Origin of the sequence: Neisseria chenwenguii (genome assembly GCF_002216145.1) — a bacterium.
Lineage (GTDB): Bacteria > Pseudomonadota > Gammaproteobacteria > Burkholderiales > Neisseriaceae > Neisseria > Neisseria chenwenguii.
Map to the genome: position 1 here is coordinate 751773 of NZ_CP022278.1, position 12921 is coordinate 764693.

Here is a 12921-nt window from a genome sequence, read left to right on the forward strand (position 1 = left end):
TCAGTATGTCTTGGCAGAACAATCCGTTATACCGTTAAAACTGAAACGGTTTATCTGCCCGGACAGGGAAAAACGCCATCATCCCGTGTTGCGGTTTTACACACCGCCCTGCAGACCTCCTAAAAGCGTTTCCTGCTAAAATCCCCCTGTTTCCGATGTTGAAAAAGATTATGGACAAACCGCTTACCATCGCCGTCTGTGTCGGCGAAGCCTCGGGCGACCTGCTCGGTGCGCATCTGATTAAAGCCCTCAAACAACGCTGCCCGAACGCCCGCTTCGTCGGCATCGGCGGTGCACGCATGATTGCGGAAGGGTTTGAGAGCCTGTATGACCAGGAAAAACTCGCCGTGCGCGGGATTGTGGAGGTGCTGCGCCATCTGCCCGAAATTCTGAAAATCCGCAAAGGGCTGGTGCGGCAGCTTACCGACATCCGCCCCGACGTGTTCGTCGGCATCGACGCGCCCGATTTCAACCTCGGCGTAGCGGAAAAGCTCAAAGCGGCGGGCATTCCGACGGTGCATTACGTCAGCCCGTCTGTGTGGGCGTGGCGGCGCGAGCGGGTGAACACGATTATCCGGCAGGTCAACCGCGTGCTGTGCCTTTTCCCGATGGAACCGCAGCTCTACCTCGATGCGGGCGGCAAGGCCGAATTTGTCGGACACCCGATGGCCGAAACCATGCCGCTCAAAGCCGACCGCACCGCCGCGCGCGAAATACTCGGACTGCCGTCTGAAAAAACCGTGTTCGCCGTATTGCCCGGCAGCAGCATGGGCGAAATCAACCGCATGGCACCGCTGTTTTTTCAAACGGCCTCGCTGCTTCTGCAACGCTATCCCGACGCGCAGTTCCTGCTTCCCGCCGCCACCGCCGCCGCCACCGCGCGCCTGACGGAAATCCTTGCAGAGCCCGAGTTCGCCAAACTGCCGATCAAAATGCTGGAAAAACAGGCCGCCACCGCCTGTACCGCCGCCGACGCGGTATTGGTCACAAGCGGCACGGCAACGCTGGAGGTCGCGCTGTGCAAGCGGCCGATGGTCATCAGCTACAAACTCGCCGCGCTGACTTACGCGTATGTGAAACGCAAAGTGCAGGTGCAGCACGTCGGTCTGCCCAACATCCTGCTCGGCAAAGAAGCCGTGCCCGAACTGCTGCAACACGACGCCACCCCCGACAAACTCGCCGCCGCCGTAACCCAATGGTACGACCACCCCGAAGCCGTCGCCGCGCTGGAAGCAGATTTCGAACAGCTGCATCTGATGTTGAAAAAAAATACCGCCGAACTGGCGGCAGCGGCGGTATTGGAAGAGGCGAAATCTGCGCATTAAAAAGCAAAAAGCCCTGTTGATTTCTCAACAGGGCAGTAAGCGCGCGTTCGTGAGGGTATAACACTGTTTCCAGCCCATCGATCCTCTCGAACTAACATTTGAATTTTATTAGCTTGCCCCTTTCGGGTCAAGTCGTGACTTACAAAGGGGAAAATGTTGCACACCGAAATTCAAACCGCATTATCTGAGTGAGAGGTTTGGCACATATTTATCTTTTTGCAATCATGATGTAGAAAAAGCATGCCGGCTTTATATTTGGAATATGGCAGTATCCAGCGCATTTTTCCCGTGGCTGAGCATGGTTGAAGTCGTTTTAAGGAACAGAATTCATTCGACGCTGATTCAGATTCACAGCCCGCAATGGCCGTGGGCAGACGGTTTTGGACGGATGCTGCCTTCTTCGGGATTTAACCCGAAAAACACCTTGCAAAACAGCCGGTTGAAACATACAAAATCTAAGCAGACGGGAAAAGTAGTGGCAGATTTGAGTTTTGCCTTTTGGCAGCATCTGCTGACAAAAAGATATGCCAATTCCTTGTGGAACAAGCATTTAATGACCGCATTTCCAAACTTGGATTCAAGTAAAACGGTTGTTGAAAATTTAAAGTTTCTACATACCCAAATCGAAGCAATCCGAATGTTGAGAAACCGCATCGCGCATCACGAACCTATTTATCGTCGAGATTTGAACAAAGATTATGAAAATATCCAGCTATTTATCAAAATCTGCCAAAGTGAGGATTTTATAAAATGGATGGAACGGGACGATGGTTTTTCATTGTTGGGAAGCGGATATTTAGCATTTTTGCTCAACCAAAAACCGCAAAACACTTTGGTTTAAAATGCCGCTCTTTTTTCAGACGACCCCCCAAGCGAATCCCGCAAGATGAAGACACACAATATTTTATCCGCCGGCGTTGACGAAGCCGGACGCGGCCCGCTGGTCGGCAGCGTGTTTGCCGCCGCCGTGATTCTGCCGCCCGATTACGACCTGCCCGGCCTGACCGATTCCAAAAAACTCAGCGAAAAAAAGCGCGACCTTCTGGCTGCGATGATCAAAGAGCAGGCGCAGGCGTGGTGCGTTGCGAGTGCAAACCCGCAGGAAATCGAAACACTGAACATCCTCCACGCCACCATGCTGGCGATGACCCGCGCCGTGCGGGACTTGGCGGTTGCGCCGGATAAGGTTTGGATAGACGGCAACCGCGTGCCGAAAGATTTGGGCGTGCCCGCCGAAGCGGTGGTCAAAGGCGACAGCAAGATCATCGAAATCTCCGCCGCCTCCGTACTCGCCAAAACCGCGCGCGACGCGGAAATGTATGCGCTGGCCGAACGCTACCCGCAATACGGGTTCGACAAACACAAAGGCTACGGCACCGCGCAACACCTCGCCGCTTTGCAGCAATACGGCGTCCTGCCCGAACACCGCCGCAACTTCGCGCCCGTCAAAGCGCTGCTCGCGCAGGGGCGGCTGTTTGGTTAGGCAGATTTTACGGAAATGAGAAACGGCAAAAGGCCGTCTGAAACGGTTAACTTCCCCGCCAACATCCTTCCCGCGCAGGCGGGAATGACGTCTGTGAAAGTTCTGGTGCTGAGAGCGTAGCCGAAGTGTCAGCCGGCCTGAATCAAAAAAACGCAACCATGTTTTACCTCCTCAACACCAACAAAACCAACTGCCAAGCCGATCATGACTGGATGCTGGCGAACCGCTGCGCCGCGACTTTCGGCAAAGTGGCGCACAAAATCGACGGCGTTGCCGCCGGTTCGACGGTTTTCCTCTACGAATCGGGACGCGGCATCATCGCCTGCGGACGCGCGGGCGCGGTAGTGGCGGAAACGGCGTGCGGCTACCGCGAAGGACGCGTACGCCATCGGGCGCTGGAGGATTTCGCGCCGCTCGCGCAACCTTTGAATGCCGCGCAGATTAAGACCGCTTTGGGGCGGAACGTGTCGTTTCTCGCCACCTTAATCCGCCTGCCGGACGGGGAAAAATTATTAGCGGCACAGAAAATACAGAAATGAGGAAAAGCCGTCTGAACATTCAGACGGCCCGAAGTTTTCGCCATGGGTAGGTACGGTTAGCCGCCCAAAGCGATGTAACCGTACGCCACACCATTTTGGAAACATCTGCCGCTGATGCCGCCTGAAAAAATGGAATATGGGTTTATGATTCGCCCGATGCAGCTTGCGTGGGTTTGTACGGTTACGCCGCTTTAGGCGGCTAACCGTACCTACGGGCTACTTAAAAACAACATACAGGCCGTCTGAAATTTTTTCAGACAGCCTATGAACGTTTTCAAACGGCCTACCGCCACGCGGCGATAAATTCCTGCCAATGCAGTTTATCGGCGGCCTGCTCTTTCAAATAGTTTTTCAAACGTTTCACTTCCACTTCGTATTCGTCGCCATCCAGCGCGCCGCTCATCAGGCGGAAGCGCAGGTACATGAGGTAGGTGTTGGCGGCATCGGTTTCGCAGTAGTCGCGGATGTCTTTCAGACGGCCTGCGTGGTAGGTGTCCCAGACTTTGCTGCCGTCCATGCCGAGTTTGCCGGGGAAACCGCAGAGTTTGGCCATGTCGTCGAGCGGAACGCTGGCGCGGGGCTGGTAGAGGGCGAGCAGGTCCATTAGGTCGCAATGGCGGCTGTGGTAACGGCTGATGTAGTTGTTCCATTTGAAGTCGCGGCTGTCGCCGAAATCGCCTTCGCCCGTGTCCCAGTAGCGGGCGGCTGAAATGCCGTGGATTAGGGCGCGGTAATGCAAGACGGGCAGGTCGAAGCCGCCGCCGTTCCAGCTGACGAGCTGCGGGGTGTGGTTTTCGACCAGTTCGAAGAATTTGGCAATCATGACTTCTTCGCTGTCGTCGGTTTCGCCGATGGTGCCGACGTGGATTTTTTCGCTGCCCCAGCGCATGCAGCAGGAAATGGCGACGACTTGGTGCAGGTGGTGCTGCATGAAATCGCCTCCGGTTTGGGCGCGGCGTTTTTGTTGGGCAAACAGAACGATTTCGTCGTCGGGCAGATGGGCGGGCAGGTCGTAAAGCAGGCGGATGCCGTTTACATCAGGAACGGTTTCGATGTCGAAGGCCAGAATTGGGGTCATTTTGCGGCTTCCGCTGTTGTGAATACAGGCATTTTGGCATGAAGCGGGGAAGAAAAAAAGGGGCTGCCCAAAGGGATTAATCCGAAGTTCTGTCCAACATATACCGCTTGAGCATTTTACAGAAATCAAAACAACATCCGAGATATTCGCCCCACAAACCCATACCCGCCCTTACGCCATCATTGAAACGCGAACAACAAAAAAAGGGCAACCCGAAGGGGTTGCCCGAATACCTCAAATCAGAGATTTACGCTTCACAAACAATGCAGGCGTTGCCTGCGGCTTTGACTGCGGTTTGAAACACGCGGTCAAACTGCCGTTTTGCGCGCTTCTACGCAAAACGCCCTTGCGGGATGGAGTTGGTTTTCAGACGGCATGAGGTTAGAAGGGAAAGGCCGTCTGAAAACGGAAAAAGTATATGTAATTTAATGTAGTGAAATTTACGCGATTCTGCTGCTGTTGCCAAGCGGTTTTTCAGAGTGATTACTCGGATGGAAAACGAAGGCCGTCCGAATTTTGGTTTTCAGGCGGCCTTTTGGTTTATATCACTATGAATTTTACGGGAATTTTTATTTTGGAATTTTTTAGCCGCGTTTTTTGTATCATGAAAAAAGACCTGAAATTTTTCAGGTCTTTTTGGGCGAGTAATAAAATGTAGTTTTACGCGCTTAAAAATCGGAAATGCCGTCCGAACGGTTCAGACGGCCTGTTCAATAAAATCCCGCCTCGCCTTCGGGGCGGGTTTTGAAGCGTTTGTGCAGCCAGTAATACTGCTCGGGAATCTCGCGCGCCCGCGCTTCGATGAAATCGTTCATGCGCTGGGTGTCGGCTAAAACGTCGTCGCTCGGGAAGTTTTCCCATGCGGGATAAAAGCGCAGGGTCACGGTATTGTCAGCCTCGCGGGTCGGAATGGCGGGAACGACTTTCGCGCCCGTCATCGCGGCGATACGGCCCAAACCCGCGATGGTGGCGGTGGGGATGCCGAAAAAGTTTACAAATACGGAATCGTTTCTCCCGAAATCCTGATCGGGCAGATAAAGAAACGGCGCGTCGCTCTTGCGCAGCTGCTTGATAATCGCGCGCAAGCCTTCGGTGCGGCCGATAAGGAAGACGTTGTTGTAGCGGTGGCGGCCTTTGAGAATCTGCTCGTCCATCGCTTTGTTTTTCTGGTGCGAATACATGCTCACCAGCGGAACATCTTGATTTAATGTGTAAACCGCCATTTCAAACGCGGTGAAATGCGGATAAAGCAGAATGACTTTTTCGCCCGCCGCCAGCGCGTTGTCGAGGTGGTGTTTGTCTTGATAGCGCACCAGTTTGCGCAGGCGTTGTGCCGGTGCATACCAATAAAGCCCGTATTCAAACAGCAGCTTGCCCATGTGCCGGAAATGGCGTTTCAACACGGCTTTGCGCTTTTCGTTGCTCCATTCGGGAAAGCATTTTTTCAGGTTTACCTCTCCCACCCTGCGGCGCGAACCGGCCAGATAATAAGCCAACGCGCCCGCGCCGTCGGCCAGCAGATGAATCAGGCGGAACGGCAGAAGTTGGATAAGATAGAGAAGAAAAAAGGCAAATTTCATTTCAGACGGCATCGGGAAAAAACCGGCAGCCATTATAGCAGGCGGCAGGAGTTGCCCAAAACAGTCGGGTCGTCTGAAAAAGTAAAACGGCGGAGGAATGCGTTTCCGATGGGCGAAAAAAATCCGCCTTTCGGCGGTTTTTGTGGTGGCCAGAGGCGGGATCGAACCGCCGACACACGGATTTTCAATCCGTTGCTCTACCAACTGAGCTATCTGGCCTTTGCACGTTGCGTTGCAAGACACGCATTAAACCAAAATCCGCCCGCGTTCGCAAGCCTTAATTGCGGAAAAATCTTTTTTCCGCAATTAACCGACTGTTTTCATTAAATTTAAAACAGACTTTTCAGACGGCATCGGCAGAGAGGCCGTCTGAAAGCGTATGCTGCCTGCGGCGGGGTTTTCGGCTACAATGCGACATCTTTTTTCAAAGCCCGATGCCATGCTTTCTCAATTTCTGCAAGATATTTGGAACATCCTGCGCCTGCGTTACCGCGCGCCTGAGGAATATTTTTATTCGCTGCCGGTGATGGCGGCGGTGCTGCTGATGCTCGGTTTGATCAACGCTGCCGCGATGGAACCGCTTTTCGGCGGCGGCACGGCGGCAGTGGTGTTTTCAGTATTGCTGGTCACGCTCAAATGGCTGCTGCTGGCGCGCGCAATGCGTGCGGTGTTGCGATATTACGGTGCGCCGCCGCTGCCGCTTTGGGGGTTTACGCTGGCTTCGGAAGCGGCCAATATTCCGATACTGGCAGTGCTGTACATTCCGCAGTTGGCGCCAGTCGGGCTGTTTTGGCAGGTTTGGGCGTTTTGGGTGCAGGCGCTCGGGTTTATGAAGATGGGTAACGCGGCGGGCTGGAAAGTGATGCTCGGTTATGTGGTTTATTTTCTGGCGACGCTTTTCCTCGGCACGGTTCTGCTGACGCTGTTTATGCAAGCCGGCTGGATGGATGCGGAAACGCTTCGGTTCCGTTTGGAAAGTTTGATGAAAGCCGCCAACGGCTGATGTTTTCAGACGGCCTTTCGGGCCTTACCAAACCGCCGTCCGTTAACAGCCGCAACAAACCGCGCGTTTTCGCCTAGTTTATGATTTTGTTGAGCATTGGAATGAAATAGACTAAGATGCAGACATAAGGTAATGGTTAAACATTATCATCACAATAAAAGTGCGTACAAACTTTTTTCAAGCCGCGCCGTCTGCAAGATTCAACCTTACGCTTCGTCTGTTTGATTTTCGGAAGTCATGGAGAACCGCAATGCCCAACCAATCCAAACACGCCTCTCTCAATATCGGTCTGATTCAAGCGCGCGAGGCGCTGATGACGCAGTTCCGCCCTATTCTCAACCAAGCCAATATTACCGACCAGCAATGGCGGATTATCCGCCTTTTGGCCGAAAACGGCACTTTGGATTTCCAAGATTTGGCCAACCAAGCCTGCATCCTGCGCCCCAGCCTGACCGGCATTCTGACCCGTTTGGAAAAAGCCGGGCTGGTGGTGCGCCTCAAACCTTCCAACGACCAACGCCGCGTTTACCTCAAGCTCACGCCCGAGGGCGAAAAGCTCTTCCAAAGTATCGGCGCGCAGGTTGACGAGCGTTACGACGCCATCGAAACCGTGTTGTCCAAAGAAAAAATGGACGACCTGAAAAACCTGCTCAAGCAGTTGGCGCAAATCGAACAGTTCCTGAAATAACAAGCGCATGACCGACCAAACACACCCGCTCAAGCAGGCATTCCGCGATGCCATGGCTTCCAACGCCGCCGGCGTGCACGTCATCACCACCGACGGTGCCGCCGGCCGTTACGGCATCACCATGACCGCCGTTACGCCCGTGACCGACGAGCCGCCGACCGTCATGCTCTGCATCAACCGCGAATCCGCCATCATTCCGATTCTGCTGGCCAACCGCAGCCTCTGCATCAATACACTTTCAGACGGCCAACAGGACATCGCCGAACACTTCGCCGGCCTGACCGACCTCTCGCCCGAAGAGCGTTTCGAATACCACATCTGGCTGCGCGGCCAAAACGGCCAGCTCGAAGTGGAAGGTGCGTTGGCACACTTACACGGCAGCATCACCGCGCAACAGGAAATCGGCACGCATTATGTTTTTTTCGTCGCCCTCGACGAAATCAAAAACCACAGCCAAACCGACCCTGCCCTGCTCTATTTCCGCAGGTCATTCAAATCGCTGGCGTAGCGCGGTTTGCGTTCAATCAAACATTAAGGCCGTCTGAAAACCCGATCATTGCCAAGCAACATCGAAGTTTTCAGACGGCCTTTTATGTGCCTGAGTTTTACCGGATTACGCGCTTAATTGCGGCGCGCGTCGGCCAGATAAAACGGCTCGCCCGCCGCCGAACGGCTCATCGGGCGCTCGTTTGACAAACGCTTGCCCTGAATCACCACACTACCCTGATCGTCGAGCAGATCCAGACGGCCGTCTCTCAAACGGTAGCTGCGCACGCTTTGGAACAGGCCGGCAAAATTTTTCTCCAACATTTTGTCCTTACACACACCCTGCGTTGTCAGCACGCCAAACGTCAGGTTTTTACCCTCCGCCGCATACTCGCCGAAAACCTTGTTGCACTCGCTCACCGCCTTAAAACCCTTGTCGGTCGTATTGATGGTAAACACCGCATTCGGGTCGGTCGGCAACGAACCGCCGATGGCGTTCACACGCCAGGCGCCCTGAAACTCAGGCGCATGGTTGCCCTGCACTTTCGACGGATAAACAATCGGAAAACAGGCCGATAAAATCAAAGGAAACAGAATTGCGATTTTTTTCATTTTTGTACTTTCTTCAAAAAAAGACAGTTAAAAATGACGCATCCCAGCAATGCAAAATCGTTATAAATATTACATCGAACTATACCAAAGCCATTAAATGCCGTTTGGTTTTTATAACAATAGGATAAAAATCGCGATAAGCTGTTCCTTTTCCCCGAAAAAACCGCCAAAATCCTGCAAAAAGCAACAATTTCCCCACAAACAATAGCCCAAACAACAACCACCCCGTTCACCACCGCTGCTTGCCCGCACCCCGCAACGACTATACAATCCCCAGCGTTTAACAGTTTGGAAAACGTATGAAAGCAATGATACTCGCCGCCGGCCGCGGCGAACGGATGCGCCCCCTCACCGACGAATGCCCCAAACCCCTGCTCAAAGTCGGCAGCGAACCCCTCATCGGCTGGCACTTACGCCGTCTGAAACAAGCCGGCATCACCGAAATCGTCATCAACCACGCCTGGCTCGGCAGCCAAATCGAAGCTGCGCTCGTCGACGGCAGCCGTTACGGCGTCAGCATCACCTATTCCCCCGAGCTGCAAGGCGGGCTGGAAACCGCCGGCGGCATCGCCACCGCACTGCCCCTGCTCGGCAGCGAACCCTTTCTCGTCGTCAACGGCGACATCCTCACCGACATCGACTTTCAGACGGCCTTCGAACGCGCCGAGCAACTCACCGCCGACAAGCAAACCGCCCACCTCTGGCTGGTCGAAAATCCCCCGCACAACCCCCGCGGCGACTTCGCCCTGCTTTCAGACGGCCTCACCTCCGCCGATCCCGCCGCCGGCGAAGCCCTGACCTTCAGCGGCATGGGCATCTACCATCCCCGCCTGTTTGCCGACACCCCGCCGCACCAAGCCGCCAAACTCGCCCCGCTCCTGCGCCAAGCCATGTCGCAAAACCAAGTCAGCGGCGAAAAACACACCGGCCTATGGCTGGACGTCGGCACGGTCGAGCGGCTGGAAGAGGCCAACCGGCTGGCGGCCGGCTGGTAAAGTGCCGCATTCCCGAATAAAACAAATGCCGTCTGAAAAAAGTTCAGACGGCATTTTTATGTTTTAAAGGAACTATAAACGCTTGCACAACTTGGAACAGCCGGCCGCAGCCATAGACCGAGACCGTTGAAAAATAAGAATGGCTGTCTGATACTTCGCGACTACGCTCAGCACCAAAACTTCACGGACATCATTCCCGCCTGCGGGAATGACGTCGGTTGAAAGATTAACCGTTTCAAACGGCATCCGAGCGGACATTCTTTATTTTTGCAAAGGCCCCAGGCCGTCTGAAAAAACCCAAAAAGCCCGACGTTTCCATCAGGCTTTTTTTCCAATCAACCAAACAGCGTTTATTCCAACACCACTTCCACGCGGCGGGCCGCGGCGTCGGCACCCGATCCTTCGCTGTCGGTCGGTTTGCGCAACTCGATTTGCGCTTCTTCCACGCCGAATCCCATCAGCGCGTTTTTCACGGCCATCGCGCGTTTTTTCGACAGTTCTTTGTTTACCGCCTGATTGCCGGTTTTATCGTGGAAACCGGATACCACGGCTTTCTTGCCCGCTTTCACGCCGGCCAAAACGTCTTTCAGCGCTTCTTGTGCGCCCTCGGCCAGTTCGGCTTTACCGCTGGCGAAATAGAATTTCACCACGCCGTTTTCCACCACCACGGCCGCATTGTCGCCGACCGCCGCAGACGCGCCGGCAGCGGATGCTTCAACGGGGCTGACATCGGCAGGCGCAACCGTTTCCAATGCGCCGGCGGAAGCCGCAGAGGCCGCAGCCGCTTCGGCCGACATGGCTTCGACAACCGCTGCTTCGGAAGCAGCCGCCGACGCCTCCGCCGCTACTGCGGTCTCGGCTCCGCCGTTGTTTGACAAACCTTCGATTTTGCCGGTTTCCCAGCCCCAAACCGAAAAAAACAGCGTTGCCGCAGCCGCCAAACCAACCGCCGCGCCCACCAGCCACAAACCGATGCGTTGTTCTTTGTTATCGTCTTGATCCGACATTTCGCGTCTCCTCAAAAAATGGAACGAATTTAAAAATCTGTCTTTATTATACATAAAAACGGCCTGCTGCTGTCATGCGGCAACATCAGGCAGGAAACTGTTCAAAGCCTCATCAAAACAGTAAAATACGCTTTTTTACCTATTCAAGCGGATCCCGCCATGCTGACCTTCCAACAAATCATCTTCAAACTGCAAACCTTCTGGGCCGAACGCGGCTGCACCCTCATCCAACCCTTCGACATGGAAGTCGGCGCCGGCACCTCCCACCCCGCCACCTGCCTGCGCGCGCTCGGCCCCGAGCCGTGGTATGCCGCCTATGTGCAGCCCAGCCGCCGCCCCAAAGACGGCCGCTACGGCGACAACCCCAACCGCCTGCAACATTATTACCAGTTCCAAGTCGCCCTCAAACCCGCGCCTGCCGACATTCAGGATTTATACCTTGATTCCCTGCGCGAGTTGGGCATCGATCCGAAAGTGCACGACATCCGTTTCGTCGAAGACGACTGGGAAAACCCCACCCTCGGCGCCTGGGGCTTGGGCTGGGAAGTATGGCTCAACGGCATGGAAGTGACCCAGTTTACCTATTTCCAGCAGGTCGGCGGCATCGACTGCTCGCCCGTACTCGGTGAAATTACCTACGGCATCGAACGCCTCGCCATGTATCTGCAAGGCGTTGAAAATGTTTACGATTTGGTATGGTCTTACACGCCAGACGGCCAAGCCGTCAGCTACGGTGACGTGTATCATCAAAACGAAGTTGAACAGTCCACCTACAACTTCGAATACAGCGACGCCGAATGGCTGCTGCGCCAGTTCGACGACTACGAAGCCCAAGCCAAGCGCCTGCTGGAAGTCGAAGACACAAGCCTTGCCCTGCCCGCCTACGAACTCGTGCTCAAAGCCGGCCACACCTTCAACCTGCTCGACGCCCGCGGCGCGATTTCCGTTACCGAACGCGCCACCTACATCGGCCGCATCCGCGCGCTCAGCCGCATCGTCGCGCAGAAATTCGTCGAAAGCCGCGAGCAACTCGGGTTCCCGCTGATTAAAAACAAAGCAAAAGCAGCCTGACGGTTTTTCAGACGGCCTGAAAAACCATACAGGCCGTCTGAAAGAAAATGATATGAACAACAATCCGATTGAAACCTACCAAACCGCCGACGGACAAACGCAGGTCGGTGTGCGCTTCGAACAGGAAACCGTGTGGCTGTCGCAGGCGCAGATGGCGCAGTTGTTTGACACTAGCTCAGACAACGTCAGTCTGCATTTGAAAAATATTTTTGCCGAAGCCGAATTAGATGAACAGGCAACTACCGAGGGTTTCTCGGCAGTTCGTTTGGAAGGCACACGCAAAGTCACGCGCCGGCTGAAACACTACAATCTAGATTCAGTGATTTCAGTGGGTTATCGTGTCAAATCCAAATATGCGACCCAGTTTCGCATTTGGGCAACCGGCCGTCTGAAAAACTACCTGCTCAAAGGCTACGCCCTCAACCAAAAACGCCTGCGGCAAAACGCCGCCGAGTTGGAACAGGCGCTTGCCCTGATTCAGAAAACCGCCGCCTCGCCCGAGCCGACCGTTGAAAGCGGGCGCGGGTTGGTGGACATCGTCAGCCGCTATGCACAAACCTTTTTGTGGCTGCAACAATACGACGAAGGCTTGTTGAGCGAACCCAAAGCCCAAACCGGCGGCGTATTGCCGAGTGTTGAAGAAGCCCGCGCCGCGCTGGCCGATTTCAAACAGCAGCTTACCGCCCACGGCGAAGCCACCGATTTGTTCGTCCTCGAACGCGACAACGGCCTCGCCGCCCTACTCGGCAATCTGGAACAAACCGTTTTCGGCAAACCGGCATACCCGAGCATCGAGAGCAAAGCTGCGCATTTACTTACTGTATTTCGTCGTCAAAAACCATCCGTTTTCAGACGGCAACAAGCGCAGCGGCGCGTTTTTATTCGTTGATTCTCTGTACCGAAACCGGCGCCTGTTCAACCCGCACGGCCAAGCCGTCATCAACGACACCGGCTTGGCCGCCCTGACCCCGTTGGTCGCCGAATCCGACCCGAAATAAAAAGAAACGCTCATCCGCCTGATGATGCACATGCTGCAACAGGCCGTCTGAAAACC

Annotated in this window: 15 protein-coding genes and 1 tRNA gene; 11 read left to right on the forward strand and 5 right to left on the reverse strand. The window is 54.7% G+C overall.

Annotated features, from left to right (window positions below; genetic code table 11):
• Positions 1–170: 170 nt before the first annotated feature.
• The 4 genes from lpxB (at position 171) to BG910_RS03705 (ending at position 3347) form a co-directional block, all read left to right on the forward strand.
• Entirely contained in the window at positions 171–1325 is a 1155-nt protein-coding gene (lpxB, locus tag BG910_RS03690; protein WP_089037124.1) for a lipid-A-disaccharide synthase, read from the forward strand.
• 184 nt (positions 1326–1509) lie between these two features.
• Positions 1510–2166 (forward strand): Abi family protein, encoded by a 657-nt coding sequence (locus BG910_RS03695; RefSeq protein ID WP_089035680.1) that lies wholly within the window; start codon positions 1510–1512, stop codon positions 2164–2166.
• A gap of 45 nt (positions 2167–2211) precedes the next feature.
• The gene (rnhB, locus tag BG910_RS03700) at positions 2212–2808 is read left to right on the forward strand and encodes a ribonuclease HII (RefSeq protein WP_089035681.1); all 597 of its coding nucleotides are present in this window, start codon (positions 2212–2214) and stop codon (positions 2806–2808) included.
• 158 nt (positions 2809–2966) lie between these two features.
• Entirely contained in the window at positions 2967–3347 is a 381-nt protein-coding gene (locus BG910_RS03705; RefSeq protein WP_123805830.1) for a hypothetical protein, read from the forward strand.
• Positions 3348–3630: 283 nt separating this feature from the next.
• Here the strand turns inward: BG910_RS03705 and BG910_RS03710 are convergent, their stop codons facing one another.
• From BG910_RS03710 to BG910_RS03720, 3 genes are all read right to left on the reverse strand, one after another.
• Positions 3631–4425 (reverse strand): 3'-5' exonuclease, encoded by a 795-nt coding sequence (locus BG910_RS03710; RefSeq protein ID WP_089035683.1) that lies wholly within the window; start codon positions 4423–4425, stop codon positions 3631–3633.
• 710 nt (positions 4426–5135) lie between these two features.
• The gene (locus BG910_RS03715) at positions 5136–6038 is read right to left on the reverse strand and encodes a lipid A biosynthesis lauroyl acyltransferase (RefSeq protein ID WP_089035684.1); all 903 of its coding nucleotides are present in this window, start codon (positions 6036–6038) and stop codon (positions 5136–5138) included.
• Between the two features lie 110 nt (positions 6039–6148).
• Positions 6149–6224, reverse strand: a tRNA-Phe gene (locus BG910_RS03720).
• Positions 6225–6444: 220 nt separating this feature from the next.
• On the opposite strand from BG910_RS03720, the gene BG910_RS03725 reads away from it, so the two are divergent.
• The 3 genes from BG910_RS03725 (at position 6445) to hpaC (ending at position 8204) form a co-directional block, all read left to right on the forward strand.
• Entirely contained in the window at positions 6445–7008 is a 564-nt protein-coding gene (locus tag BG910_RS03725; RefSeq protein ID WP_089035685.1) for a hypothetical protein, read from the forward strand.
• A 250-nt stretch (positions 7009–7258) separates the two neighbouring features.
• On the forward strand, positions 7259–7696 hold the full coding sequence (gene hpaR / locus BG910_RS03730; protein ID WP_089035686.1) for a homoprotocatechuate degradation operon regulator HpaR: 438 nt from the start codon (positions 7259–7261) through the stop codon (positions 7694–7696).
• 7 nt (positions 7697–7703) lie between these two features.
• Positions 7704–8204, forward strand: coding sequence for a 4-hydroxyphenylacetate 3-monooxygenase, reductase component (hpaC, locus tag BG910_RS03735; RefSeq protein WP_198344824.1), 501 nt, complete (start codon positions 7704–7706; stop codon positions 8202–8204).
• A gap of 113 nt (positions 8205–8317) precedes the next feature.
• Here hpaC and BG910_RS03740 read toward each other — a convergent pair whose 3' ends face one another.
• Positions 8318–8794, reverse strand: a complete 477-nt coding sequence (locus tag BG910_RS03740) for an META domain-containing protein (RefSeq protein ID WP_089035687.1) — start codon at positions 8792–8794, stop codon at positions 8318–8320.
• Positions 8795–9093: 299 nt separating this feature from the next.
• On the opposite strand from BG910_RS03740, the gene murU reads away from it, so the two are divergent.
• Positions 9094–9789: an N-acetylmuramate alpha-1-phosphate uridylyltransferase MurU gene (gene murU, locus BG910_RS03745; protein ID WP_089035688.1), complete on the forward strand. Its 696-nt coding sequence runs from the start codon at positions 9094–9096 to the stop codon at positions 9787–9789.
• A 350-nt stretch (positions 9790–10139) separates the two neighbouring features.
• Here the strand turns inward: murU and BG910_RS03755 are convergent, their stop codons facing one another.
• A complete protein-coding gene (locus tag BG910_RS03755; RefSeq protein WP_089035690.1) occupies positions 10140–10796 on the reverse strand; it encodes an OmpA family protein in 657 nt (218 codons plus the stop codon).
• A 159-nt stretch (positions 10797–10955) separates the two neighbouring features.
• On the opposite strand from BG910_RS03755, the gene glyQ reads away from it, so the two are divergent.
• Genes glyQ through BG910_RS12735 form a run of 3 tightly spaced genes read left to right on the forward strand, consistent with a single transcriptional unit; the run spans position 10956 to position 12865 of the window.
• The gene (glyQ, locus tag BG910_RS03760) at positions 10956–11867 is read left to right on the forward strand and encodes a glycine--tRNA ligase subunit alpha (RefSeq protein ID WP_089035691.1); all 912 of its coding nucleotides are present in this window, start codon (positions 10956–10958) and stop codon (positions 11865–11867) included.
• 52 nt (positions 11868–11919) lie between these two features.
• Positions 11920–12756: a RhuM family protein gene (rhuM, locus tag BG910_RS03765; RefSeq protein ID WP_232462233.1), complete on the forward strand. Its 837-nt coding sequence runs from the start codon at positions 11920–11922 to the stop codon at positions 12754–12756.
• Positions 12686–12865 carry a Fic family protein gene (locus BG910_RS12735; protein ID WP_232462259.1) on the forward strand — a complete coding sequence of 60 codons (180 nt, stop codon included), beginning with the start codon at positions 12686–12688 and terminating at the stop codon, positions 12863–12865. The genes rhuM and BG910_RS12735 overlap by 71 nt, the downstream gene beginning before the upstream one ends.
• Positions 12866–12921: the final 56 nt, after the last annotated feature.

Bases quoted from the DNA above. Each gene is read 5' to 3' on its own strand.
- lpxB (WP_089037124.1), top strand. From the start codon at position 171: ATGGACAAACCGCTTACCATCGCCGTCTGTGTCGGCGAAGCCTCGGGC.
- rnhB (WP_089035681.1), top strand. From the start codon at position 2,212: ATGAAGACACACAATATTTTATCCGCCGGCGTTGACGAAGCCGGACGC.
- BG910_RS03705 (WP_123805830.1), top strand. From the start codon at position 2,967: ATGTTTTACCTCCTCAACACCAACAAAACCAACTGCCAAGCCGATCAT.
- BG910_RS03710 (WP_089035683.1), bottom strand. From the start codon at position 4,425: ATGACCCCAATTCTGGCCTTCGACATCGAAACCGTTCCTGATGTAAAC.
- BG910_RS03715 (WP_089035684.1), bottom strand. From the start codon at position 6,038: ATGGCTGCCGGTTTTTTCCCGATGCCGTCTGAAATGAAATTTGCCTTT.
- BG910_RS03725 (WP_089035685.1), top strand. From the start codon at position 6,445: ATGCTTTCTCAATTTCTGCAAGATATTTGGAACATCCTGCGCCTGCGT.
- hpaR (WP_089035686.1), top strand. From the start codon at position 7,259: ATGCCCAACCAATCCAAACACGCCTCTCTCAATATCGGTCTGATTCAA.
- hpaC (WP_198344824.1), top strand. From the start codon at position 7,704: ATGACCGACCAAACACACCCGCTCAAGCAGGCATTCCGCGATGCCATG.
- BG910_RS03740 (WP_089035687.1), bottom strand. From the start codon at position 8,794: ATGAAAAAAATCGCAATTCTGTTTCCTTTGATTTTATCGGCCTGTTTT.
- murU (WP_089035688.1), top strand. From the start codon at position 9,094: ATGAAAGCAATGATACTCGCCGCCGGCCGCGGCGAACGGATGCGCCCC.
- BG910_RS03755 (WP_089035690.1), bottom strand. From the start codon at position 10,796: ATGTCGGATCAAGACGATAACAAAGAACAACGCATCGGTTTGTGGCTG.
- glyQ (WP_089035691.1), top strand. From the start codon at position 10,956: ATGCTGACCTTCCAACAAATCATCTTCAAACTGCAAACCTTCTGGGCC.
- rhuM (WP_232462233.1), top strand. From the start codon at position 11,920: ATGAACAACAATCCGATTGAAACCTACCAAACCGCCGACGGACAAACG.